At 62.0% G+C, this 22,507-nt stretch carries 22 protein-coding genes; 9 read left to right on the forward strand and 13 right to left on the reverse strand.

What is annotated here, in order from left to right; translation table 11 throughout:
• Positions 1 to 27: 27 nt before the first annotated feature.
• The gene (locus MKZ40_RS15690) at positions 28 to 732 is read right to left on the reverse strand and encodes an SDR family oxidoreductase (RefSeq protein ID WP_175090535.1); all 705 of its coding nucleotides are present in this window, start codon (positions 730 to 732) and stop codon (positions 28 to 30) included.
• Between the two features lie 185 nt (positions 733 to 917).
• Between MKZ40_RS15690 and MKZ40_RS15695 the strand changes: the two genes are divergently transcribed.
• Entirely contained in the window at positions 918 to 1,859 is a 942-nt protein-coding gene (locus MKZ40_RS15695; RefSeq protein ID WP_175090536.1) for a LysR substrate-binding domain-containing protein, read from the forward strand.
• 140 nt (positions 1,860 to 1,999) lie between these two features.
• Here MKZ40_RS15695 and MKZ40_RS15700 read toward each other — a convergent pair whose 3' ends face one another.
• Positions 2,000 to 4,192 (reverse strand): OsmC domain/YcaO domain-containing protein, encoded by a 2,193-nt coding sequence (locus MKZ40_RS15700; protein WP_175090537.1) that lies wholly within the window; start codon positions 4,190 to 4,192, stop codon positions 2,000 to 2,002.
• 129 nt (positions 4,193 to 4,321) lie between these two features.
• Entirely contained in the window at positions 4,322 to 5,290 is a 969-nt protein-coding gene (locus MKZ40_RS15705) for a LysR family transcriptional regulator (RefSeq protein ID WP_175090538.1), read from the reverse strand.
• A gap of 90 nt (positions 5,291 to 5,380) precedes the next feature.
• On the opposite strand from MKZ40_RS15705, the gene MKZ40_RS15710 reads away from it, so the two are divergent.
• Complete coding sequence (locus MKZ40_RS15710) at positions 5,381 to 6,538, forward strand: L-dopachrome tautomerase-related protein (protein WP_217485950.1); 1,158 nt, start codon at positions 5,381 to 5,383, stop codon at positions 6,536 to 6,538.
• Positions 6,539 to 6,766: 228 nt separating this feature from the next.
• Here the strand turns inward: MKZ40_RS15710 and MKZ40_RS15715 are convergent, their stop codons facing one another.
• The 3 genes from MKZ40_RS15715 to MKZ40_RS15725 all read right to left on the reverse strand — a co-directional run bounded on the left by MKZ40_RS15715 (position 6,767) and on the right by MKZ40_RS15725 (position 8,227).
• Complete coding sequence (locus MKZ40_RS15715; protein ID WP_254627198.1) at positions 6,767 to 7,156, reverse strand: hypothetical protein; 390 nt, start codon at positions 7,154 to 7,156, stop codon at positions 6,767 to 6,769.
• On the reverse strand, positions 7,131 to 7,577 hold the full coding sequence (locus tag MKZ40_RS15720; RefSeq protein WP_254627199.1) for an SDR family NAD(P)-dependent oxidoreductase: 447 nt from the start codon (positions 7,575 to 7,577) through the stop codon (positions 7,131 to 7,133). Before MKZ40_RS15720 ends, MKZ40_RS15715 begins: the two co-directional genes overlap by 26 nt.
• Before the next feature lie 134 nt (positions 7,578 to 7,711).
• On the reverse strand, positions 7,712 to 8,227 hold the full coding sequence (locus tag MKZ40_RS15725) for a zinc-binding dehydrogenase (protein WP_282627966.1): 516 nt from the start codon (positions 8,225 to 8,227) through the stop codon (positions 7,712 to 7,714).
• Here MKZ40_RS15725 and MKZ40_RS15730 point away from each other — a divergent pair.
• Positions 8,219 to 8,428: a hypothetical protein gene (locus tag MKZ40_RS15730; RefSeq protein WP_175090512.1), complete on the forward strand. Its 210-nt coding sequence runs from the start codon at positions 8,219 to 8,221 to the stop codon at positions 8,426 to 8,428. The genes MKZ40_RS15725 and MKZ40_RS15730 overlap by 9 nt on opposite strands.
• 16 nt (positions 8,429 to 8,444) lie before the next feature.
• Here MKZ40_RS15730 and MKZ40_RS15735 read toward each other — a convergent pair whose 3' ends face one another.
• Together MKZ40_RS15735 and MKZ40_RS15740 are read right to left on the reverse strand one after the other, a co-directional pair.
• On the reverse strand, positions 8,445 to 9,020 hold the full coding sequence (locus tag MKZ40_RS15735) for an HD domain-containing protein (protein ID WP_175090540.1): 576 nt from the start codon (positions 9,018 to 9,020) through the stop codon (positions 8,445 to 8,447).
• Positions 9,017 to 10,114 carry a TauD/TfdA family dioxygenase gene (locus tag MKZ40_RS15740; RefSeq protein WP_175090541.1) on the reverse strand — a complete coding sequence of 366 codons (1,098 nt, stop codon included), beginning with the start codon at positions 10,112 to 10,114 and terminating at the stop codon, positions 9,017 to 9,019. Before MKZ40_RS15740 ends, MKZ40_RS15735 begins: the two co-directional genes overlap by 4 nt.
• Before the next feature lie 253 nt (positions 10,115 to 10,367).
• Here MKZ40_RS15740 and MKZ40_RS15745 point away from each other — a divergent pair, with 253 nt between their 5' ends.
• The 6 genes from MKZ40_RS15745 to MKZ40_RS15770 all read left to right on the forward strand — a co-directional run bounded on the left by MKZ40_RS15745 (position 10,368) and on the right by MKZ40_RS15770 (position 18,309).
• Positions 10,368 to 11,405 carry a LysR substrate-binding domain-containing protein gene (locus MKZ40_RS15745; RefSeq protein WP_052384372.1) on the forward strand — a complete coding sequence of 346 codons (1,038 nt, stop codon included), beginning with the start codon at positions 10,368 to 10,370 and terminating at the stop codon, positions 11,403 to 11,405.
• 292 nt (positions 11,406 to 11,697) lie between these two features.
• Positions 11,698 to 13,197, forward strand: a complete 1,500-nt coding sequence (locus tag MKZ40_RS15750) for an ABC transporter substrate-binding protein (protein ID WP_175090543.1) — start codon at positions 11,698 to 11,700, stop codon at positions 13,195 to 13,197.
• Entirely contained in the window at positions 13,197 to 14,474 is a 1,278-nt protein-coding gene (locus MKZ40_RS15755) for an alkaline phosphatase family protein (protein WP_175090544.1), read from the forward strand. Before MKZ40_RS15750 ends, MKZ40_RS15755 begins: the two co-directional genes overlap by 1 nt.
• 1 nt (position 14,475) lies before the next feature.
• Entirely contained in the window at positions 14,476 to 15,420 is a 945-nt protein-coding gene (locus tag MKZ40_RS15760; RefSeq protein ID WP_054555884.1) for an ABC transporter permease, read from the forward strand.
• A gap of 7 nt (positions 15,421 to 15,427) precedes the next feature.
• A complete protein-coding gene (locus tag MKZ40_RS15765) occupies positions 15,428 to 16,327 on the forward strand; it encodes an ABC transporter permease (protein ID WP_043332303.1) in 900 nt (299 codons plus the stop codon).
• Between the two features lie 23 nt (positions 16,328 to 16,350).
• On the forward strand, positions 16,351 to 18,309 hold the full coding sequence (locus MKZ40_RS15770) for an ABC transporter ATP-binding protein (RefSeq protein ID WP_175090545.1): 1,959 nt from the start codon (positions 16,351 to 16,353) through the stop codon (positions 18,307 to 18,309).
• Between the two features lie 392 nt (positions 18,310 to 18,701).
• On the opposite strand, the gene MKZ40_RS15775 is transcribed toward MKZ40_RS15770, so the two are convergent.
• The 5 genes from MKZ40_RS15775 to MKZ40_RS15795 all read right to left on the reverse strand — a co-directional run bounded on the left by MKZ40_RS15775 (position 18,702) and on the right by MKZ40_RS15795 (position 22,216).
• Entirely contained in the window at positions 18,702 to 19,049 is a 348-nt protein-coding gene (locus MKZ40_RS15775) for a hypothetical protein (RefSeq protein ID WP_175090546.1), read from the reverse strand.
• A 77-nt stretch (positions 19,050 to 19,126) separates the two neighbouring features.
• On the reverse strand, positions 19,127 to 19,465 hold the full coding sequence (locus MKZ40_RS15780; protein WP_175090547.1) for a hypothetical protein: 339 nt from the start codon (positions 19,463 to 19,465) through the stop codon (positions 19,127 to 19,129).
• A 69-nt stretch (positions 19,466 to 19,534) separates the two neighbouring features.
• Complete coding sequence (locus MKZ40_RS15785) at positions 19,535 to 19,873, reverse strand: hypothetical protein (protein ID WP_054555881.1); 339 nt, start codon at positions 19,871 to 19,873, stop codon at positions 19,535 to 19,537.
• Between the two features lie 66 nt (positions 19,874 to 19,939).
• Entirely contained in the window at positions 19,940 to 20,284 is a 345-nt protein-coding gene (locus tag MKZ40_RS15790; RefSeq protein WP_043334022.1) for a hypothetical protein, read from the reverse strand.
• An 837-nt stretch (positions 20,285 to 21,121) separates the two neighbouring features.
• The gene (locus tag MKZ40_RS15795) at positions 21,122 to 22,216 is read right to left on the reverse strand and encodes an ADP-ribosylglycohydrolase family protein (RefSeq protein ID WP_043334023.1); all 1,095 of its coding nucleotides are present in this window, start codon (positions 22,214 to 22,216) and stop codon (positions 21,122 to 21,124) included.
• Positions 22,217 to 22,507 lie beyond the last annotated feature (291 nt).

A 22,507-nucleotide genomic window follows, 5' to 3' on the forward strand; every position in this document is an offset into this window, starting at 1 on the left:
CAGCTGTAAAAGGCCTGACTTGCCAGATCAGTAAGTTGGCATCAGATGCACTTCGCGGATATTGGCACGCGGCGAGGCGCTGATGGCGTAGAGCACGGCATCCGCCACATCCTGCGGGTCCAGCTTGTCCGGCTTGGGCTGGTCGAAGAAGGCGGTATTGACCATGCCCGGGGTGATGGTGGTGCAGCGGCCTTGCCACTCGGCCATTTCCATTGCCAGGTTCTGCCCGAAGCCGTAGGCGAACCACTTGCTGGAGCTGTAGATGGAGCCCGCATGGTTGGCGCGGCCGGCCACGGAACTGGTGAGGATGAAGTGACCTTTGCTCTCTCTCAAATGCGGCAGGGTCGCGTGGGCGGTCCACAGCAGCGCATTGATATTGATGTCGACGACTCGCTTCCACTCTTCGGGATCGCCATTCTCGGTACCTGGCTGGCTGACGCCGGTGCCGGCATTGGCGAATGCCACATCCAGACGCCCATGATGAGCGACGGCCTGCTCGACGACCTTGGCGAGCTGATCGTAGTCCGTCGCATCGGCGGCAATCGCCAGCACCTTGTCGCTGCCCAGTTTATCGACCAGCGCATCGAGGCGCTCCTTGCGACGGGCGGTTGCGACGACCTTGTGCCCGGCCTTGACCAGTGTACGTGCGGTGGCCTCACCGATACCGCTGGAGGCACCGGTGATCAGCACGATCTTTTCCCCTTCGACTTGTGTCCGCTTCACATCATTCATGGCTCACTCCTGTGGGTCGCTTGGATCGCTCGACGTGTTCTGATCACTCGTCATGCTGATCACTACCCTACCGCCTGAACTTGCCATCGTGATAATCGATAGTACGGATAGCTGCTATCATCCAGACAAATAGTGCTCACTCGCACGAGTGCAGCCGAGACACTCCGCCTGCTCTGGTAGTCATCATGAAGCTCAACTACGACCTCAACCTTCTGCGCACCTTCCATGCGCTGTATCTGGAGCAGAACGTCACCCGCGCCGGCGAGCGTCTGCACCTGAGTCAGCCCTCGGTGAGCGCGGCGCTTTCCAGGCTGCGCGAGCTGTTCAATGACCCGCTGTTCATCCGCGACCGCCAGCGCATGCGTCCTACCGAGAAGGCCGACCACCTGTTTCCGACCATCGAGGCGGCGCTGACCGACCTCGATGGCCTGATCAACAGCGAGCGGCACTTCGACCACACCACCGAAAGCCGTCATTTCGAGATCGCCGCCAACGACTACTTCGAGGTGCTGATCCTGCCGCAACTGGCGACGATCCTGCGTGAACAGGCGCCGGGCATCACCCTCCAGGTACGCCGCCTCTCGCAGGACATGAGCGAAGCCGGCGTGATGAGCGGCACGACGGACCTCGCCTTCGGCCGTCAGGTCGATCCGCCCGAGAATCTGGTGGTCAGGGAAGTGATCACGGAAGGCATCGACTGCCTGGTCGGCAACGGGCATCCGCTGCTGGAGCGTCTCGATGACGAGGGCCGCATGACAAAGGCGGACTTCGAGCAGCACGCCCATGTGCTGGTGCAACCCCACACCCGCCTGAAAAGCGGCATCTTCAAGCAGCTCGAGGGTCAGGGGCTCAAGCGTGAGGTGGCCCTGGCGGTCACCTACTTCATGGCCGTGCCCTCGCTGCTGGAGCGCTCGCCACTGATCGCGAGCCTGCCCACCGGGCTATGCCAGCACTTCTGTCGTCAGTTCGCCGTCACCCGTGTGGCGCCACCCGTCGCCTTCGCCTCCTTCCCCTTCCACTTGAGCTGGCATCGTCGCTATCAAAAGGACCCCGCGCATCGCTGGATCCGCGAGCAGATCATTGAATGCTGTCAGCGTCTGGCGAAGGGACAGCAGGTCCTGCGCTAAGTCCTGAAGCCCTATGCCCTGTGCCCTGTGCCCTGAGCACAGAAAATAAGCGCCCGGCTACGAAAACGGCCCCTCACCATCCAGTGAGGGGCCGTTCTTTTCATGCCAAAGGTCATGCCACAGGATTCAGCCGGTGGGCATCAGGCCTGTTTGGCCGCCAGCGCAGCGCGATGGGCGTGCAGCTTCTGGTAGCTTTCGATCAGACGCAAGTGGCGATCCAGCCCTTCCAGCTGCATGTTGGTGGGCTCCAGGCCATGGAAGCGCACCTCACCCTGCACGGAGCCGACCACGGCAGCGATGGTGCCTTCGCCGAACATGCGGCGGAAGTTGTAGAGATAGTCCTCGAGCTCCAGCTCATCGTCGAGGGTGATCTCCAGCACCGCCTTCATGGCCTGGTAGTAGAGGCCGCGCACGACGGTGTTGTCGTTGTACTGCAGGAACATCTCGACGCGATCCAGCGCGTCCTCGTGCTGGCCCAGCGCGAGATTGATCATCAGTTTCAGCTCGAGAATCGTCAGCTGACCCCAGATGGTGTTCTCGTCGAACTCGATGCCGATCAGCGTCTTGATGTCCATGTGTTCATCAAGCTGGCTCTCTTCGAGACGCTCGCCCAGGTCCGCCAGCTGCTCATCGTCGAGACGATGCAGATTGAGGATATCCTCGCGGTAATCCAGCGCCATGTTGGTGTTATCCCACACCAGGTCCTCGACCGGATAGACCTCGGAATAGCCCGGCACCAGGATACGACACACCGGCGCGCCAAGATCCTCGTGCACCGCCATGTAGGCCTCCTTGCCGATCTCATCGAGGATGCCGAACAGGTTGGCGACTTCTTCTTCATTGCTGCCGGAGAAGTCCCACTCAACGAACTCGATGTCGATCTTCGAGCTGAAGAAGCGCCAGGAGACCAGACCCGAGGAGTCGATGAAGTGCTCGACGAAGTTGTTCGGCTCGGACACGGCCAGCGAGTTGAAGGTCGGCGGCATGAAGTCGTTGAGACCCTCGAAGCTGCGGCCCTGCATCAGCTCGGTCAGGCTGCGCTCGATGGCGATTTCAAAGCTCGGGTGCGCGCCGAAGGAGGCGAAGACACCGCCGGTCTTCGGGTTCATCAGCGTGACGCAGGCCACCGGGAACTGGCCGCCCAGCGAGGCGTCCTTGACCAGAATCGGGAAGCCCTGGGCTTCCAGCGCCTCGATGCCTTCGACGATCTGCGGGTACTTGGCCAGCACCTCCTGCGGCACGTCCGGCAGGGTCAGTTCCTGCTCGAGAATCTCGCGCTTCACCGCACGCTCGAAGATCTCGGACAGACACTGCACCTGGGCTTCCGGCAGAGTATTGCCGGCGCTCATGCCGTTGCTGAGATACAGGTTCTCGATCAGGTTGGACGGGAAGTAGATCGTCTCACCGTCCGAACGGCGAGTGAACGGCAAGGAAACGATGCCACGATCCGCACGCCCGGAATTGGTATCGATCAGGTTGGAGCCACCCAGCTCGCCGTCCGGATTGAAGATCTCCAGGCAGTAATCATCCAGCACGCCTTCCGGGATCTCGTCATTCGGGCCCGGCTGGAACCATTTCTCGTTCGGGTAGTGCACGAACTCGCTGTCAGCGATGGCTTCGCCGAAGAACTGATCGTTGTAGAAGAAGTTGCAGCTCAGGCGCTCGATGAACTCGCCCAGTGCCGAGCACAGCGCGCTCTCCTTGGTCGAGCCCTTGCCGTTGGTGAAGCACATCGGTGAGGCGGCATCACGAATGTGCAGCGACCAGACGTGCGGCACGATGTTGCGCCAGGAGGCGATCTCGATCTTCATGCCGAGATCATTCAGCAGGCCCGTCATGTTGGCAATGGTCTGCTCCAGCGGCAGGTCCTTGCCTTCGATCCAGGTGCTCTGCCCTTCCGGCGGCTCCGCCATCAGCAATGCCTGGGCGTCCTCGTCGAGATTGTCGACCGTCTCGATCTCGAAGCCCGGGCCGGTCTGGACGACCTTCTTCACCGTGCAACGCTCGATGGAACGCAGGATGCCCTGGCGGTCCTTGTCGGAGAGGTCTTCCGGCAGCTCCACCTGGATCTTGAAGATCTGGTTGTAGCGATTCTCCGGGTCGACGATGTTGTTCTGGGACAGACGGATGTTCTCGGTCGGGATGTCCCGCGCTACGCAGTACACCTTCACGAAGTACGCCGCGCACAGCGCCGACGACGCCAGGAAGTAGTCGAACGGGCTCGGCGCCGACCCATCACCCTTGTAGCGGATGGGCTGATCGGTAATGACCGTGAAGTCGTCGAATTTCGCCTCGAGCCTCAGGTTGTCGAGAAAGTTGACCTTGATTTCCATGAACGATGCACCGCTGTGAAGAGTGTGGGCGTCAGCACGCCAATCTGACGGCTACGCGATGGCCGCCATTATCCAGATTTTGGGGGCGTGCGTCTCGCATGGGTAGCGACTACAGAGAAAGCGCCGGATTCATGAGAACCCTGCCTCATTCAGCCATTGCGTCAGGCATTCGCTGAGATATCGCCGCAGTTCAACAATGGCAGGACTCTGCATGCGTCGCTGGGGCACCAGGAAATGCAAAGGAGCATTTTCACCTTCCAGATGTGGCATGACCCTGATCAGGCGACCACTCGCAAGATCTTCGGCGGTGTCCAACCGCGAACGATAGATGATCCCCCTTCCCGCCAAAGCCCAGTGACGGGCGACCTCGCCGTCATTGGCAATTCGCCGCCCGGTAATGCGCACATCCCTGGGCTTGTCGTTTTCGTAGAGCCGCCAACGATCATGTACCCGCTCCCCCACCATGTAGGGAATGCAATCATGCTCGTGAAGCGCTTCCAGGTGATCGGGAGTTCCATGGCGCGACAGATAATCCGGGGCGGCACATAGTACGCGAGGATTGGATTTCACCAATGGCATGGCGATCAAGGAAGAGTTTTCCAATTCACCATAACGGATGACGGCATCGACATTCTCACGGTGAAGGTCCGTGCGCGCATCACTGAATAGAAGCCGCAGATTCAGTGCGGTGTGGCGCTCCATGAAGGTATCCAGCCAAGGGAGCAACCGATTACGGCCAAGATCCTCGGGTAGCGAGATCATCAGCGTTCCCTCCAACTTTCTCTCGCGATCCTGGATGAGGTGTACGCCCTCCTCTATCAGCGCAAGCGCTTGCTGACAGCGTTCATGAAAGACTGCGCCATTGCTCGTCAGGCGTAGATTACGCGTCGAGCGTACCAACAGAGGTGTCCCAACCTCTTTTTCAAGTCGCTGGAGCGCAGCACTGATAGCGGCAGGTGTGAGATGCAATTGCCGTGCAGCCTGACTCATGCTTCCCAGGCGCACGGTAACGACGAATATTCGAATGTCATGCATTGGTTTCATGAAGAGAGTCTTTTTTACAATTTTTTTTGAAAGTTCATGCGCAATGCTAGGCATTCAAGCAAGTTCTGCCGGCAGCTAGACTACTGTGACTCCCCGTTGTTTCATCGGCAACGGCCTCCCTGAACTTCCTGACGTGGGCTTCTCATGAATGCATCCCTCTCTCTTTCTCGCATGATACGCCGTACATTGCTGGGCACTAGCCTGGTCATCGCGACGACTGGCCTGACGACTCATGCCATGGCTGCAACCCAGGACCTCGCCAAATCACAAGGAGCCGACCACCAGTACGTCAAGGTGGCCCCATACAAAGGGGAGATTCGCAATGTGGCCACGCTTGATATCCGCCCGGGCAATGTCACCGTAACCCCAGAAGGCCGGATATTCTCAAGCATTCACTCAATGGACGGTGATCACGATGTCCAGCTGATCGAGATCACGGGGCAAAACAGCTATCGTGCCTGGCCCTCCGTGGCTCTGCAGACGCATGGCGGCCAGTATGAAGACGACACCATTGATGCGCCTCTCGGCACGATTCACGATGGTAAAGGTGGCCTGTGGGTCATCGATATGGGGGACCACATCGGCAAGACACGCCTGTGGGGGTTTGATATCGACACCGGGAATGTCATCGCGAAGATCACACTGCCCAGTGATATTGCCCCCGCCGGAAGCTTCGTTCAGGACTTGGCGGTGGACCGTGAACGGGGTGTCGCTTACTTGGCCGACCTTGCAAAGCCCGGGATCCTGACGGTACATATCGATAGTGGCAAGGTCACACGCTTCAGCGACCACCCCTCGCTTGACGCTGAGCCGGATGCCGTGATGCGTATTGACGGCAAGAATATCCAATTCAATGGCCAACCTGCGAGTGTCGGCATCAACCCGATCACGTTATCCGCCGATCAAGAGACCGTTTATTTTGGTGCCATGAACGGGCTGCACTGGTACTCCGTTCCTGCCAAGCTGTTAAGAGACGGCGCGGAGCACGACGAGATCGCTGCTGCCATCGAAGTCGTCGGCCCCAAACCTGTTTCAGATGGTGCGGATACTGGCCCCGATGGTAACCACTACTTCACCAACTCCAACGAACACGGCATTGATGTACTGGACTCCAAGGGCAACCTCACCCCACTGGTGAGAGATGAACGTCTGGATTGGCCGGATAGCGTGCGCTTGGCGTCAGATGGATGGTTGTATATCTCGGTCAATCAACTGGACAAGACACCTCCCTTCACCGGGGGAGCTGATGAGGGAAATGCTCCCTATCACATCATGAAAGTCTGGGCCGGCGAACAACCATAATCGTCTATCAATCAGACTCTCACTCCCCACACATGATGCCCCGCTCGAAACATCGAGCGGGGCATCATTGCTTCATCAGGTAGATCGTTGCTTGAGAACTGTCACCGCTATCGATGGATTTATCGAAAGGGTATCTTCACAGACCTCCAGACACGACGCCCCGCCCACGCTGAGAGATCAGTATGAGCGGGGCGTCGACTATAGCCTTACAGCGAATCTCGGCGCGTTTCAGCCAGCCAGAGAGCCGAGCGTCTTATCCATCGTCGCGACCACTTCACGGCACAGCGCATCATCGAGTGCGTCAGCGTGGGGCGGTGCGAAATGCTGGGCGTCGTTGTCGAAGTACTGACCATTGGCGCCGGCGAACTCCTCATCCAGTGCCGCACGTACCAGGATATCGGCACCGATGCCCAGATCCTTGCCCGGTACGCCGAAGCCTTCCTTGACCATCTTGCTGGCCAGCAGAGAGCCCGGGTTGACCGCGATCAGGATCGGCCCCTGGCCTTCCCAGTCCTGGGCAAGCGTGCGAGTCCACATGGTGATCGCGAGCTTGCTCTGGGCATAGGCTGCATAGTGGTCGTTGAACGCGACCTCACCGGTCAGCGCCTTCAGGTCCACGTAGGATTGAGCCGCCGAGGACAGATTGACGACCCGCCCGGCCGGGCGCAGTGCCGGTGCCAGTTTCTAGGGTGAGCAGATAGGGGGCAAGGGTATTGACCACGAAGCGCAGGTCGAGACCATCAGCCGTCACGACGCTGGGCGCCTGGAAGACGCCGGCATTGTTGATCAGCACATCCAGATTGGCGTTGGCTGCCAGCACGTCGCTTGCCAGCGAATCGATGGCGGCCAAGTCGGACAGGTCGGCCACGAAACCGGCGACACGCTCAGCCCCGGCCTGCGCCACGAGTTCAGCGACGACGCCATTGACCTTCTGCTCGCTACGTCCGTGGATCAGCACGCGATGGCCGCGCTCCAGCAGAGCCTTGGCCGTGACCAGGCCGATGCCATCGGTAGAACCGGTGATAAGAATGGTTTTCATGCGCTCTCTCCTTGAAATGTCACACGGCGCTTGAGACGCGAACGACAGGGTGTGCCGTATGGCCACACCCTGTCGTTCATCTGTGCCAGCGAGGTGTCAGGATGATCCTGCCAATGTGGCTTTCGGTCACGGAATCAGACCTCGACGATGACCTTGCCGGTGGCCTGGCCGCTCCCCAGACGGGCATGCGCCTGGCCCACTTCCGCAAGCGGGAAGACCTTGTCGTCGATGATCGGCTTGAGCGCGCCGGCATCGGCGATACGCGCCATGTCGGCCAGAATCTCGTGGTGCTGCTGACGACGGAAGTCATGCAACATCGGGATCAGCATGAAGACGACATGCAGTGACAGGCCCTTGAAGTGCGCGGTGGTCAGGTCGATTTCCATGAAGGACACGGTCGTCGAGACATGGCCGTTGAGTGCCGCAGCCTCGAAGGAGGTCGGCAGGTTGGCGCCACCGACGGAGTCGAGCACGATGTCGAAGCCCTTGCCGTCGGTGTGCTTGGCCACATAGTCGGCGACCTGCTCATTGCGGTAATTGATGGCACTGGCACCCAGCCCTTCGACCAGCGCCTCATGCTCATCACGACCGACGGTAGAGGCCACTTCGGCACCGAAGTGACGAGCCAGCTGGATGGCGATGTGACCCACGCCACCCGCACCACCGTGAACCAGCACCTTCTGACCGGCCTCGAGGTAGAGGTGCTACCCGAGACGCCCTTGATCAGCGAGACGGGCATCTGTGCGGTCTATCCCAGCAACCGCCAGCTGGCCCCCAAGGTGCGCGCCTTCCTGGACTACTTCTCGGAATACTTCGGCAGCCCGCCCTATTGGGATGTCCAACAGGACTGAGATGCCGGAAAGCCTGTCATCCCACCGCCAGCACCCAGCGCTGAAGCATCGGCTTGTAGTGAGCGAAGTCCGGCGTCTGCATGCCGGCCACCTTGGCGGCATCATCCAGGCGCCGCACCTTGAGAATGGCCGCAAGCTGGGGCAGCTGGGCAAAGGCCGCGGCCTCGTGCGGCTCCATCGCCCCGCCCTGCAGGGCCAGGCTATCCAGCGAGGCCTGTGACAGACAGGCGCGATAGCTCGGCTCCACCGCGACCAGATAACGCTTGGCCGCCACGTGCTGGCGTACCGGCTCGACGATCTCGGCCGGGAAGAAGCGCGCCAGCCAGTCGGCACCGCTGACCTGATGACGATTGTCCTGGCCGTTCATCAAGACCTCCGGCGGCAGCCCATTGGCGTAATGCCCCACGTCATGTAGCAAGGCGGCCAGAATCACCGACTCGGATTCCCCCTGCTGCTCGGCCAGATGCGCCGCCTGCAGCATGTGCTCGGCCATGGTCACCTCCTCGCCCAGATAGGAGTCCGCACCGTGCAGGGCGAAGATGTCCTCGATCAAGCCGACGATGCCCTCGGCGTTGGCAGGCTGCGTGATCATCGGGCGTTCTCCAGCAGATTGAGGGTGGAATACAGGCTGTCGAGATCGGCGTAGGCGCCCTGCAGATGACGATTGCCACCGGCCACGAAGGCGGTACGGGCATGCATCACGCGACTGTTGTCGAACAGCAGGCAGTCCCCCGGGGCAAGGCGCAGGCGCGTGGCCTGCTCCGGCTGACCGATCACGCGCGCCCAGTCGTGATAGGCACGATAGAAGGCGCGTTGCGCCTCAAGCGGCAGCGGCAGCGAGGCGATGGAGCGGTTGTTGTAACGCACCTGGCGGATGTTGCCCTTGTGGTCGGTCTCGATGAACGGCACCCAGCTTCTGAGATCGGCATGGTCCGCGTCATGAAAGCGGAACGGCACCCGCGTGCGCGTCAGCAGCGCGAAACTCTCGGGCGCCAGTTCGCGCAGGCGCTCGGCGGCGGCGAAGCCATCCACCAGCAGGGTCTGGCCGCCTTCCACCTCGTTGCTCAGGCAATGCAGCAGCTGGATGCTTGGCGCCGGGTCACGATAGGGGTTGTCGGTATGCGCCCCGAGTCCGAGATTGCTGAAGGCGAGATTGCTCGGCGAAACCTCGGTGCGGACATCGAACAGCTTGCCGTAATTGGTTTCGCGCACATACCCGAACTGCGCGATCACCTCGAGCACCTTGCCCGGCTCGACAGGCACGCCACGCAGGCACACCACCCCGGTGTCACGGACCCAGGCCAGTGCCTCGCGCCGCGCCTCTCCCCCGGCGATGACATCGGCCCACTCGACCCGGGCGACCGAGAACTCGCTGCCCTGCCACAGCGTCTTGTGCGCACTGCTGCGCTCATCGGGAAAGCCGGTACTCAAGGCGGCCAGCTCATCGACGCCGTAGCGAATCTCGCGTGCATTGCTCAGTGTCACTCGCAGGACGTCGCCCTCCTCAAGCGCCGCCTCGCTGATGGCGGCGTCCCAGTCGAGGTCGAGCACACTGTCCAGACGCTGGCCATTGGCATGGCGACGGGCGGGGTCATGGTCTTGCAGCCACAGCACATGCTGGGCAAGGGTCTGGCCATCATCCAGAGTCAGGTGAAGCTGTTCGGCGTCAAACGCGAGGCGAGGCATGCAGAGTCTTCCTGTCTGTCGAGTGCGATCACAAGCCGCAAGGCACGGCATGACGAACGGGTGTGGCTGGCGCTCATGTCAAACGAGCGATCCGCCAGTGAATGCCCGCCATGCTAGTGAACGCAGACCCGTGACCATAGCGAGACTTTCTGGCGGCGAGCCTTAGTTTTTATACGCGCACACTGTCACGTCATCGTCATGCACGGCTGCAAGAATGAGCGCCCGGCCGCGTGCCGCGGCAGGATCTGCAGTCATGGCTTCAGCACCAGCCGCCGATGCGGCGACTGGCTCAGTCAAGCTGGAGTTCTGCATGTCGCGTCCTGCCTATCACCCTTCCCAGCGCCTCGCTCAGCGCCTGCCCCCATTCAATGCCCTGACCGCCTTCGAGGCCACCGCACGCCTCGGCAGCCTGACCCGCGCCGCCGCCGAACTGTGCATTACCCAGGGCGCCGTCAGTCAGCGCGTCAAGCAGCTGGAAGACTTCCTCGCGGTCAGCCTGTTCGTGCGCCGCGGCAATCGCATCGAGCTGACCGACGAGGCGCATGCCTATCTGCCGCTGGTCAGTGGCGTGTTCGAGACCCTCAAGCGCGGCACCGCCACCCTCTTCCAGCACGATGAGCAACAGAGCCTGACGCTGCGCTCCAATCACAGCTTCGTCGAATACTGGCTGATCCCCAGGCTCAAGGACTTCCAGCGCCTGCATCCGAACATCCAGGTCACGGTGCTGCCGCACAACCAGGTACTCCCGGACGAGCAGCCCGATGTCGATATCGAGATCATCAATGGCTACGGCGGCTGGTGCGGGCGCGAGTACGAGAAACTGGCCGATGAGCAGTGGGTCGTCGTGGCCAGCCCCACCTTCCTGCATCACTCCCTCGCCCCCAATGCCTCACCCGCGAGTCCACTCGACGAGCTGGCCCGCGCGCCACGAATCGAGTGCATCGGCTACCGCGAAAGCTGGCTGGACTGGTTCCGACTGCAGAAGTTTCGCGGCCACATCCCGCCGGCCGGCCTCAAGTTCGGCAATGCCAGTCTGGCGATTGCCGCGGCACTCGAGGGACATGGCTTCCTGCTCGTCCGCCAGTCCTTCGTGATGGACCTGATCAAGAACGGACGCCTGCAACTGGCGCACGCCTTGCGCATGCCCAGCACCAGCAGCCAGTACCTGCTGGTGTCTCCGGAGCGCCGCCATGCCCCGGCGGTCAACGATTTCTGTGCCTGGTTGCGCAGCACCATGCACACCTCTCAGGCCAATCCTGTCACCAGCGAGATGCCCTCCCAGCCCCGCTAGCACGGGCAGGAAGACGCGAGCCTCAGAATTTCTAAGGCACAGTCGCAGTTTTTGTTGCGGCCAACGGCTGGCATCTGTCACGGAAACGTCATCATCTGCGCCAAAGATGACGCCTCAAGACGACAGCGTTGCCGCAGTTCGACCGTCCCGGCGGGCTGCGCCACGAGCCAACCAACGGCCTGCCTGTCGGCCTGACCCGGTTTTGCGGAACCTGCTTGCTGTCACTGATGACCGTATCTGACCACTGTCCCTGACTACCGTCCCTGACCGTTGCCCTTGCCTGGAGCCTGACATGAAGAAGCCCTTGATCGCCGCCATCGGCCTTGCCGCCTTCGCCCAACTGGCCGTCCCCCAGCTGGCCCATGCCGAGACACTGCGCACCCCGCATTGGGTCGAGTTCAGTGGCAAGGAGTCGCTGGACCCCATCTCCCCGACGCGCTTCTACTCGGCCAACCAGCTGATCTACAGCCGCCTGGTCCGTCAGGGCAGCAAGGGCGAGCCGGTGTCGGATCTGGCCTCCGAGTGGCAGGCCAACCCCGCTGCCGATGAGTGGACCTTCACGCTGCGTGACGGAGTCAGCTTTCACAATGGCAAGGCGCTGAGCGCGGATGACGTCATCTACAGCTTCACGCGTCTGCTCGACCCCGAGCGCGATGCCCCGGCACGTGCCGCGCTGTCAGTCATCGAGGACGTCAGCGTCAATGAGGCCGGCCAGATCGTGTTCCGCCTCAGCCAGTCCCATGCTGACCTGCCGATTCTGCTGATGGATTACCGCGCCAAGATCGTGCCGGTCGGCTTTGATGACGACACTTCACTGCAGGGCATCGGCACCGGCCCCTTCAAGCTGGTCGAATTCGATCCGCAGGGTACCACCACCTTCGAAGCCTTCGCTGACTACTGGGAAGGCGCACCGAAGCTGGATGGCATGGACCTGATCGGCATTCCCGATGACAACGCCCGCACCCAGGCATTGCTGGCCGGCCAGATTGACTGGTCGGGCTGGAATGGCGTCAACGCCCAGCAGCTGCGCCTGTTCTCCAGCAATCCGGCCTACCACTACGACTCCATCGCCACCGGCGACTGGCGTGGCATGGTGTTCCGCGCCGACGACGAGGTCTTCCAGGATGTGCGCGTGCGCCGTGCGCTGCGTCTGGTGGCCGACCGTGAAGAGATGGTCAACCTGCTGTTCGGCAAGGGCGGCGCCACCATTACCTGTGACAATCCGGTCTGGAATGGCGATCAATACAAGCTGGCGCAGCAATGCCCGCAGGACCTCGACACCGCTCGCAGCCTGCTGAGCGACGCGGGGTATGCCGATGGGCTGGAGATCGACGTCTACACCAGCGGCGTCGACAACTACTTCCGCCCGATGACGGAGCTCTACCAGCGTCAGGCAGCCGAGGCCGGCATCACCGTCAACGTGCACAACGTGCCCGCGGCGGATTACTGGAACACCGCCTGGATGAAGAAGCCGGCCTTCACCACGGCCTGGGGCCAGCGCCCGACCGATCAGGTGCTCAACGAGATCTTCCAGAGCGAGGCCAACTGGAACGAGTCGGCCTACAAGAACCCCGAATTCGATGCCCTGCTCGCCAAGGCGCGCGCCACCCTGGATGACGAAGCTCGCACCGAGCTCTATCACCAGGCCCAGGCGCTGCTGACCGAGACCGGCGCGACGCTGATTCCCTTCCACCTCAACAACAACCGCGTCATGAAGCGTGAGGTGCATATCCCGGCAGTCGAACACTTCGCGATTCGCTGGCACCAGGTCGACAAGCAGGGAGAGAGCTGATGTCCCGCCCTGGCCTGATCCTGATTCTGATGGACGGCATCAGCAGTCAGCGCTTCGCCGAGACGCGGGCGCGCCTGCCGCATCTCGATGCCCTTGCCAGAGACGGCCTGCTGATCGAGCGCCTGGGTGCCGATACCAATGCCAATTCGATGCCCGCGCGAGCGGGCGTCCTGACCGGGCAACCGGCTCAGGTGCACGGCATCTATTCCAACGGTATCTATTCCAACGGCATCCATTGCCCCGGTGCTGAGACGAAGACGGAGTTTGCGTCTGATACAGGGACTGAAACGGATAGCAACAGTCACGCCTCAGACGCCAGCGCCACTGCAGGGCATTTTCGCCCTGCAACGGTCGAGGACCTGCGTGGCGAGACCCTGCTCGAGGCCGCGCGCGCGGCAGGACTGCGGGTGGCCAGCCTCGGCTTCGGGCTGGCCCGCCCCGAGAGCTGCGACTGGTATCTGTCGCCCTGGTGGGAGGAAGGCGACCTGCGCGCCAAGGGCATGACCGCGCCGCGTCTGAATCACTGGGATGCCCGCAATGACGCCCTGATGCGCGCGATGAGCAATGACCAGCAACTGCTCAACGAGGCACTGTCGCTGATCGAGCACGAAACGCCAGAGCTGGTGCTGCTCGAACTCAACACTCCCGATTACTGCCTGCATGTGCATGGCAATGATGACGCCCTGGTCGATGGGGCCCTGATGATGGTCGATGCCCAGCTTGGCAGCCTGCTGGCCGGCCTTGAGGCCATCAACAAGCGCGAGGCCTATCACCTGTGTGTCTTCAGTGATCATGGCCATGCCCCGGTCCAGCGGGCGCTGGTGGCAGACCGCCTTCTACCGGATGTCGCGCTGCAATGTGATGGTGGCCTGTTGCTGGTGGCCTGTGATGATGACGAACGCCAACGCGAGCAGGCCGCGCGCCTGGCCGAGTTCGGCGTCACGCCGCTTGCGGCGGCCGACTTCCTGCCCCCGGGCGTGAAGCATATCCAACTCTATCAGGCACCGCCTGGCATGAGCTTCGAACCCGCCTGCAAGCATGCCCATCACGCAGAGCTGGTGGCGGCGCCCGGCTATGTCTCCACACACGGTTTCGGCCCCGGCGCCACGTCGGATCAGCGCTTCGCCATTCTGCATGGCCCGTCAATCACTGCGGGCGAGCGCCTTGAACTCGAGTCACTGGCCCTCCACCCGCGCCTGCGTCAGGTGCTGGGCCTGCCGCCCCTCTGTGAGGCTTCGACGCCACAGCGGGCACGTGATCTTCAAGAGGTGAACTGAGATGTGGGCAATGCTGTTGCAGCGCTGCCTGTATGGCGGCTTCACGCTGGTCTTCGTGGCCTGCGTGGTGTTCTGGGTGATCGAGATGCTGCCCGGCGACTTCTGCGTCAACTATCTGGGACGCAGCATGACACCGATCAATCTCGCCCAGTGTCGCGCCGAGCTTGGCTTGGACACGCCGGTGACGACGCGCTTCGTCAGCTGGTGGGGGCAGTTGCTGAGTGGTGATTTCGGCACCTCGCTGACCAGTCGTGCACCGGTCAGCGATACCTTGATGCCGCGTCTGGCCAACACCTTGCTGCTGGGCGGCATCGCGACCGTGATGGCCATTCCGCTGGCCATCCTGCTGGGGCTGATCGCGGCGCTCAAGCGCGACAGCTGGATCGACTCCAGCCTCTCCAGCCTGGTGCTGATCGCCATGACGGTGCCGGAATTCATCAGCGCCACCCTGCTGACCCTGGCCTTCGCCATCTGGCTGCCGTGGTTCCCTGCCATCACCGTGGCCGGTGCCAACGAGAGCCTGTGGAACCTGCTGCCCGGTGTCTGGCTGCCCGCCATCACGCTGGCGCTGGTGGCCATGGCACACATGATGCGCATGACCCGCTCCAACACCATCAGCGTGATGGACAGTGACTTCATGAACATGGCGCGTATCCGCCAGCTGCCGCGCTGGCGACTGGTGATCCGTCATCTGGCACCGGCCGCCCTGCTGCCGACCATCAGTCTGGCCGCCATGACCATCGCCTGGCTGCTGGGCGGCGTGGTGATCGTCGAACAGGTCTTCAACTATCCGGGGCTGGGGCGCCTGATGATCTCGGCCATCAATGACCGCGACATGCCGGTGGTGCAGGCCTGCGCACTGGTGCTCTCCGTCACCTATGTGCTGTGCAATCTGGTCGCCGACATGCTGGTCATCGTGCTCAATCCCAAACTCAAGACAGCCTGAGTCACTCATGAACGCTTCTTCCTCGACGACCGCACGCGGCCCGCGACTGGCCCTGGCCAGCCTGCCGGGTCAACACACCCTGGCGCTGCTGTGGGCCAATCGCCAGGGCCGCCTGGGCCTGGTGCTGATCGGCCTGCATCTTCTGCTGGCCGTCGCTGGCCGCTGGCTGGCGCCCCATGACATCTCTGCGGGTGACAGTCTCGCTTCACTGCTGCCCCCCAGTGCCGAACATTGGCTGGGCACCGACCAGCTCGGCCGCGATGTCCTCAGCCGCACCCTGGCCGGGGGCCGCGAGGCCATCTACACCTCGCTGCCGGCCGCCGTGCTGGCCGTGGTATGGGGCAGCGCCTGCGGCATGCTGTTGGCCATCATCGGCGGGCGGGTCGAGAACATCGCCATGCGTCTGGTGGACGCCCTGCTGTCGATTCCCTGGCTACTGTTCCTCTTGCTGGTCATCGGCGTGATGGGCCCCGGCCCGCTGGTCTTCATCCTGACTCTGGGCATCTTCTATGGCGTGGCGGTGGTGCGCGTGATGGTCACTGCGTGCCGCGAAGTGCTGTGCCTTGACTATATACAGGCCGCACGACTGCGCGGCGACAGCCTGATGCGCCTGCTGTGGCGCGAGATCAAACCCAATGTGCTCGACACCATCCTCGTCGAGTTGGCGATGCGCTGGTCCTGGGCATTGCTGGCCTTCAGCTCGCTGTCGTTTCTCGGCTTCGGCGTCTCCCCGCCGACTCCGGACTGGGGGCTGATGGTCGCCGATGGCCGCGGCTTCATGTCGTTTGCGCCCTGGGCCGTGCTGCCGCCGATCGTGGCGCTATCCAGCCTGATCATCGCCATCAATCTGGTCGCCGACACCCTGGCCAAGACACTGGGCATCGACCGTGCGGGGCGCCCCGAATGACTTCGAATTCCAAAGGTGACGCCATGACGGACAACGCCGTGATCCGCGTTCGCGATCTCAACATCGGCTTTCATGATCGCCAGCAGACCTGGCGACCCGTGCTGCGCGGTATCGACCTGAGCCTGGGCCAGGGCGAGATTCTGGGTCTGGTGGGCGAGTCCGGCAGCGGCAAGAGCACCTTGGCCACGGCCATGCTGGGCCTGTTGCGTCGGGGCAGCCTGGTGCGCACCGGCGAGGTGAGTGTCGCCTTACCTGCGCCCGCCACTGCCTCCACTTCTGCCACTGCCTCTACCTCTGCCACTGCCTCTACAAGTCATGACCCTCTTCACGACGAGCACCGCCAGCTGAGCTTTCATCATCAACCGGGGCGCTGGCTGGGCGAACTCAGGCTCGGGCTGGTGTCCCAGCATGCCGAAAAGGCCATGACGCCCCATCTCACGCTCGGCAGCCTGCTGTGCGAGACGCTGCTGTCACAGGGCGTGAAAGGCAAGGCGGAACGTGAACAGCAGGCCGTGGCATGGCTGCGACGCGTCCACCTCCCTCACCCCGAAGTGCTGATGCAGCGCTATCCGCACCAGCTTTCCGGCGGACAGCAGCAACGCGCCAGTCTGGCGCTGGCCCTGGCGCAACGCCCACGAGTGCTAGTGATGGATGAGCCGACCACCGGCCTGGATGCCAGCACCCAGAATGAGATTCTGGCGCTGTTGGCCTCGCTGCGCGCTGAGCTGGGCATGAGCATCGTCTTCGTCAGTCATGATTTGGGCGCGGTATCTCACCTGTGTGACCGCGTCGCGGTGATGTACGCCGGTCAGCTGGTGGAGGTCGCCGCGACTCGCGACTTCCTCAACGGCCCGCGCCACCCCTATGGTCACGCGCTGCTGGCCGCGACTCCGGGCAGTCAGTGCTATCGACCTGACGCCGCGCTGGAAGGCACTCCGCCCCTGGTGGGAAGCGCCATCAAGGGCTGTGCCTTCGCACCGCGCTGTCCGCGCGCCAGTGAGACGTGCCGTGACAGCGTGCCGAGCTGGCAAGGTCGCTACGCCTGCCATCATGCGCTGGAGGGTCATGAATCAGTGGGCAGAGCGCATGCGGAGAGCGGAGAAAGTGCGAAAAGTGCGGAAAGTAACGCAGCAACCGATGAGCGGGCCGATCGCGTAAAGAACGACTCGCAGTCAGCCACGTCACTGGACATCGCGCCGCTGCTGGCCGTGGAGTCGCTGAACCTGTGCTATCGCATGCCCGGCTGGCTGGCGCGCCTGCGCGGTGAAACGCCGGCGCTCACCGTCAGCGATGTGGCATTCTCGCTCCAGCAAGGCGAGACGCTGGCCTTGATCGGCGAATCCGGCAGCGGCAAGACCTCGATCCTCAAGGCGCTGGCCGGCCTGCTCTCCCCCGTCTCCGGACAGCTCAGTCTGCGTCAGGAGTCCTTGGCGGGATTGGTCGCCGAGCGGCGTCCGGTGCAGCGTCAGAAGATCCAGTACATCTTCCAGCATGCCAGCACGGCGCTGAATCCTCGTCTGACCGTGTTCGAATCCCTCGCGCCGGTGCTGTCTCGCTGGTTCGATCTCAAGGGCGATGGCGCCCGCCAGCGTGCCCAGTCGCTGCTGGAAGAGGTGCGCCTGCCCGCGCTTTATCTCGACCGTCTGCCCAGTCAGCTGTCAGGGGGCGAGCAGCAGCGCGTCGCCATCGCCCGCGCGCTGGCCGCCGAGCCCGACATCCTGCTGTGTGACGAGATCACCTCGGCGCTGGATGTCTCGGTACAGGCGGCCATCATTCGCCTGCTGCAACGCCTCAAGCGTGAGCGCGGCCTGAGCCTGGTCTTCGTCACCCATGACCTGGGGCTGGTCAGTCATTTCGCGGACCGCGTACTGGTGCTGCGCAATGGCCGCACCGAGCATCTGGGAGATGTCGCAAGCCTCGCCACAGGGGACCTGCCGCCCTATGTGCAAACCCTGATGGAGGCCAAGCTGGTCGCGGCATGACCCGGCTTTCTGTCCCACCATTCTGTCCGGCCCGCCTGTCCCGGCTGCCTCTCCCTGCTGCCGATCTCCGCTGCTGATTACCTTCATGCAACGAAAAAAGCCCACCAATGGCGGGCAGGGAATGTCGGGACAGGACATTCAGGACAGGAAAGCGTTTGAGCAAGGGCTCTGCAGTTGACGACGAGTGCGCACTTCCACACTGGCTTCCACTCAGCCAAAACACTTGCTCAAGCGTTCTTCTCTCTCACGTATTCTTCTCTGGGACACTGACCATCATGACGCGACACGATGGTCAGTGGGTCCATTCAGCAACTGACAGGGGCAAGTCGATGGCATATCGGCATCCTTGGCTGTCTTGCAGAGTCGGAGGATGTTCATCCGCCGACGAGAGATCATGCGCTTTCGTTCAAGGCATGCTCGACGCGTGTAGCAGAGACACTCTTGCCAGCATCATTGACGTAATCAGCCGAATCGCTCGCCAGTGCACGGGTGGTGCCCTGGACGCCGGCGTTGCTGATGGACTTCTGGACGCGGCTAGCAGCGACACTCATGCCGGTTTCCACGGCGTCATCGTGATGCAGCGCGGCTTGCTGAGTCACCGGCTGTGCCTGGCCCATGATCACGCGATCACTGAGGGTGGCACGGACGCGGGCATCGGCTTCGCTGTCATTGGCAGAGGCCACGCCAGTGGCGGCAACGGACAATGCGGCAATGGCAAATAGAGACTTGAGGGATTGCATGGGGGTTCTCCTGTCGAAAAAGGTCATGTCAGTGCAGACACCTGGCCTGCAAGCGCCTGACGCAGACGTCGGGCGTCTCAGACGTTGACGTCGCTCACGGTGTGACGAACACGGGTGCCGGCAACGCTATCGCCGGAATCATTGGCGACATCGAATTCCTGCAGATGGATGGAGCGATCATGGCCACGGATCTCGTCGTCACCGGATGCCACCTGGAAACGGCCAGCAGCGGTGCTCATGCCGGTTTCCGCGAAGGTCGCCTGGGCGGTCGGAGCTTGCTGGGCAGAGCCATGGATGACGCTATCACTGACGTTGTGCTGGACGCGCTTGGCAGCCGGGCTATCGTCGGCGGCGAAGGATGCAGTGCTGACGGTGGCGAGTGCGGCAGCGGCGATCAGAGTCTTGAGAGTGTTCATGGTGTATCTCCTCGATAAAAAGCAAAGCGATGATCAGACCCGGCAATCCAGGTCAGGCTTGACGATGGTTCAGACGTTGCTGTCATTCAGGGCGTGCTGGACGCGAGTCGCTGCGACACTCTTGCCGGCATCGTTATCGAATGCCTGGCTGGCAGTGGCCACGGTGTGCGACTGACCATGGATGCGATCGGCACTGATGGACTGCTGAATGCGACCTGCCGCGACGCTCATGCCGGTTTCCGCGAAGCTGGCTTGCTGGGTAGCGGCTGACTGAGCGGTGCCGACGACGACGTCTTGGCTGATGGACTGCTGGACACGCTGGGCGGCCGGGCTGTCGTCCGCGGCGAAGGTGGCGGTGCTGACGGTAGCGAGAGCGGCGGCGGCGATCAGAGTCTTGATGGTTTTCATGATGAATCTCCTCGATAAACAAAGTGGTCAGTGGGCGTGAGTGCCCGGGCAAGACGACTGAATGGCTCAGACGTTGCTGTCGCTCAGGGCGTGCTGAACGCGGGTAGCAGCGACACTCTTGCCGGCGTCGTTGTCGAAGGCCTGCTCGCGGCTGACGGTGGCAACACCCTTGCCTTCGATGGCGGACTGATTGAGGGCAGTCTCGACACGACCTGCGGCAACGCTCATGCCGGTATCGGCGAAAGTGGCCTGGGCAGTCGGTGCCTGCTGGGCAGTGCCGACGACGACGTCCTGGCTGACGGACTGCTGAACACGCTGTGCGGCCGGGCTGTCATCCGCTGCGAAGGAGGCAGTGCTCACGGTAGCGAGAGCGGCGGCGGCGATCAGAGTCTTGAGGTTCAGAGTTTTCATGATGATTTTCCTTTGCTTGTCCTGGGCGATGTTGCCCTTGTGATGTCGTGTGCAGTCTCGGCTGCACCCGCCTAACTTGTTAACAGACTAATGATTATTGCGCTATCACACTAGCCATGTCGCTGGCAGCTCACTGTTTCCATCAAAGAACCAGATTGCGATGCCTTGTCATTGCCTCGGTACCCGTAAGTGGTTAAGTCCCTCACCACGCAAAACCCTTGCAAGCTTTTTGCATCACTTCTGTACAACCATGAAGGTGCATGTCGCCAGTGATCGAATGTCGATCAGTCACTCAGGTCTGCTCCGGTACCGCTGCCTGACACTTCAACTTTGGTCGCGATCATGAGGAAGGCATTCGTCAGCAGTATGTCTTTCTACCCTGCTGAAACCCTCACCGTTGTGCTTGTAGAGTCTTACGCTTGCGCCAACGGGTTGGATGCATGCCATCTTCAAAAAAGTGGAAGACGTCTTGACAGGCGCCAGCCATCGACCGAATCCAGACTGCCGTTTCGTGCAATGTGGAATGAGCGCATTGTGGACGAAACCCGCCACGCGAGATATCCCTCCACTGGAACAGCATTGATTCCAATCACGAACCAATGCGTCACTCACCTGACCCGCTGGACAGACGCTCATCTACGACTTTGGTAATAAGCATAGTATTATCAACCGCTTACGAAGCCCGTGGACGCCCTCTCAAGTCACCTGTTTCAAGCACTCCCTGCGCCTCTGCGCTCCCCTTGCATCGCGACGGGCGATGAAAATTGTTGTCCAGACACGAAAACGCGGAGCCATTGGAAGATGGCTCCGCGTTTTTTCATGCTGCTGCACCGCGCCTCAATAGCCCGGGTATTTCTCCCAGGCCCACTTTTCATCCTTACCCCCACCATCGGTGTAGAGCTCCCAGCGGGGGCAGTCGTGCAGGTCTTTGGCGATCTCGCCGATGACGTCACGCAGTTCAAGGGGCGCCAGCCAGTCACTCGGTATCGCCTCCTCGCCCCATTGCGCCCCGAGCAGATTGCCCGTGATGGCCCCGGTGGAATCCGAATCCCCATCGTGATTGACCGCGAGCTGAATCGCAGAGCGGTAATCCCGGGCAGTGAGCGCGCAGTAGACAGCGATTGCCAAGGCTTCTTCCGCGATCCACCCCAGCCCCAGCAATACCACTGCGGCCGGCGCCGACGTTTCGGACTCGGCCAGCGCGCGGGCTTGCTCCAGGGCCTGCAGAGTGTCATCACAGCTCGGCTTGCGCTCGAGAATACGCAGAGCATGCGCGAGTGCCTGTGCCATCGAATCCCCCGCCACCAGACACTGGATCATCACCGCCAGCACGCCGCCGGTCAGCTGGCCGGTCACGTGCCCATGGGTCAGCGCACAGACCTCTTCTCCGAGTTCGAAGCACATCTCATGGGAGGCTCCCATCGCATGCGCGAACAAGCCGACAGGTGCCACACGCATCACCCCACCACAGCCCTTGCTGTCGTTTTGCGCCTTGTCACCGTAGGCACGCATCTGCTTGAGCGCTGACAGGCATGTCATGCCCGGGGCGCGCCGCGAATGGAGCTCGCGCTGCTTGATCAGCCAGCCACTGTCCAACCATTCCTGCTCGGTCTCCTGCCGCGAGCGTTCGCCTTGGGTGTAAAGCCAGCGCTCGTAGGCGCTGCTGACCAGACCACTTTGCGTCGTGATGCCTCTCAAGCAGCCACGCACATGACTGCGCAGCAGGCCCTCGGCAGTAAACAGCGTCATCTGCGTATCATCGGTAATCCGCCCCAGCCCACCATAGGCCGGTGCATAGTCGGCTATTCCATCACTGCCGAAGCGCGCCTGGATCTCCTCGTGCGACAGGAATTCCACCGCCGCCCCCAGGGCGTCACCCACCGCACCGCCCAACAGGCAACCACGAAACCGCGATGTCATCTCAAGCGTCATGTGCCTCTCCCCTGCGTGACCTTCAGGTGGCGTCAGCCACCCTCAATACGTCTTACGCTATCAGCATCTGCGCATTTGCTGAAAAGCAGGCTCAACCAGTGGTGCGCATAATCAGGCAGAACTGGATGGGCGCTCAGTATCGGCAGGCGTGAGGTTGGCAGCACCGAAGACAACGCCGATGACAAGCCCGACGATAGAGACCTTCATACAAGAACGGCCGCCCAGGAGGCGGCCGTTCTTCTTCATGCAATTGTGACTTTCCGCGGTGTGCTCTCAGCGATCACTCTGCTG

It is taken from the genome of Cobetia sp. BMC6 (genome assembly GCF_029991385.1).
In the GTDB taxonomy this organism is placed as follows: domain Bacteria; phylum Pseudomonadota; class Gammaproteobacteria; order Pseudomonadales; family Halomonadaceae; genus Cobetia.

Coding starts and splice junctions, on each gene's coding strand:
- MKZ40_RS15795 (WP_043334023.1), bottom strand. CDS start 22,216: ATGACGCTTGAGATGACATCGCGGTTTCGTGGTTGCCTGTTGGGCGGT.
- MKZ40_RS15710 (WP_217485950.1), top strand. CDS start 5,381: ATGAATGCATCCCTCTCTCTTTCTCGCATGATACGCCGTACATTGCTG.
- MKZ40_RS15705 (WP_175090538.1), bottom strand. CDS start 5,290: ATGCCTAGCATTGCGCATGAACTTTCAAAAAAAATTGTAAAAAAGACT.
- MKZ40_RS15770 (WP_175090545.1), top strand. CDS start 16,351: ATGACGGACAACGCCGTGATCCGCGTTCGCGATCTCAACATCGGCTTT.
- MKZ40_RS15785 (WP_054555881.1), bottom strand. CDS start 19,873: ATGAAAACCATCAAGACTCTGATCGCCGCCGCCGCTCTCGCTACCGTC.
- MKZ40_RS15690 (WP_175090535.1), bottom strand. CDS start 732: ATGAATGATGTGAAGCGGACACAAGTCGAAGGGGAAAAGATCGTGCTG.
- MKZ40_RS15700 (WP_175090537.1), bottom strand. CDS start 4,192: ATGGAAATCAAGGTCAACTTTCTCGACAACCTGAGGCTCGAGGCGAAA.
- MKZ40_RS15790 (WP_043334022.1), bottom strand. CDS start 20,284: ATGAAAACTCTGAACCTCAAGACTCTGATCGCCGCCGCCGCTCTCGCT.
- MKZ40_RS15695 (WP_175090536.1), top strand. CDS start 918: ATGAAGCTCAACTACGACCTCAACCTTCTGCGCACCTTCCATGCGCTG.
- MKZ40_RS15745 (WP_052384372.1), top strand. CDS start 10,368: ATGGCTTCAGCACCAGCCGCCGATGCGGCGACTGGCTCAGTCAAGCTG.
- MKZ40_RS15720 (WP_254627199.1), bottom strand. CDS start 7,577: ATGAAAACCATTCTTATCACCGGTTCTACCGATGGCATCGGCCTGGTC.
- MKZ40_RS15775 (WP_175090546.1), bottom strand. CDS start 19,049: ATGCAATCCCTCAAGTCTCTATTTGCCATTGCCGCATTGTCCGTTGCC.
- MKZ40_RS15765 (WP_043332303.1), top strand. CDS start 15,428: ATGAACGCTTCTTCCTCGACGACCGCACGCGGCCCGCGACTGGCCCTG.
- MKZ40_RS15780 (WP_175090547.1), bottom strand. CDS start 19,465: ATGAACACTCTCAAGACTCTGATCGCCGCTGCCGCACTCGCCACCGTC.
- MKZ40_RS15750 (WP_175090543.1), top strand. CDS start 11,698: ATGAAGAAGCCCTTGATCGCCGCCATCGGCCTTGCCGCCTTCGCCCAA.
- MKZ40_RS15760 (WP_054555884.1), top strand. CDS start 14,476: ATGTGGGCAATGCTGTTGCAGCGCTGCCTGTATGGCGGCTTCACGCTG.
- MKZ40_RS15735 (WP_175090540.1), bottom strand. CDS start 9,020: ATGATCACGCAGCCTGCCAACGCCGAGGGCATCGTCGGCTTGATCGAG.
- MKZ40_RS15740 (WP_175090541.1), bottom strand. CDS start 10,114: ATGCCTCGCCTCGCGTTTGACGCCGAACAGCTTCACCTGACTCTGGAT.
- MKZ40_RS15755 (WP_175090544.1), top strand. CDS start 13,197: ATGTCCCGCCCTGGCCTGATCCTGATTCTGATGGACGGCATCAGCAGT.